The organism is Synechococcus sp. CCAP 1479/10 (assembly GCF_019038515.1).
Classification (GTDB): Bacteria; Cyanobacteriota; Cyanobacteriia; order PCC-6307; family Cyanobiaceae; genus Cyanobium.
Genome location: NZ_JAFKRJ010000098.1, coordinates 1 through 202, shown reverse-complemented (window position 1 = coordinate 202; position 202 = coordinate 1). Strand labels below are relative to the sequence as shown.

The following is a 202-nucleotide window of genomic DNA, read 5'->3' as shown; positions in this document are numbered from 1 at the left end:
GCCGTCCATGTCGGGGTCGGCGTTGACGACGTCGGCGATGCCGTTGATGAAGCGGATGATCAGCTTGGCCATGGCATAGCCGGGAGCGGCCTTGCCCCCGAAGATCACGGTGCGGGGGGCCATGCCGCCCGCGAGGCCGTTCTTGATGCGCAGGTACTGGGCGATCACCTGGAGGGCATTGAGGTGCTGGCGCTTGTACTCG

Annotated in this window: 1 protein-coding gene; it reads right to left on the bottom strand. The window is 66.3% G+C overall.

Features of this window, described 5'->3' with window-relative positions:
- Positions 1-202 (bottom strand): glycogen/starch/alpha-glucan phosphorylase (locus KUG39_RS17145; protein WP_216916618.1); only part of this gene is annotated, 202 nt, incomplete at both ends.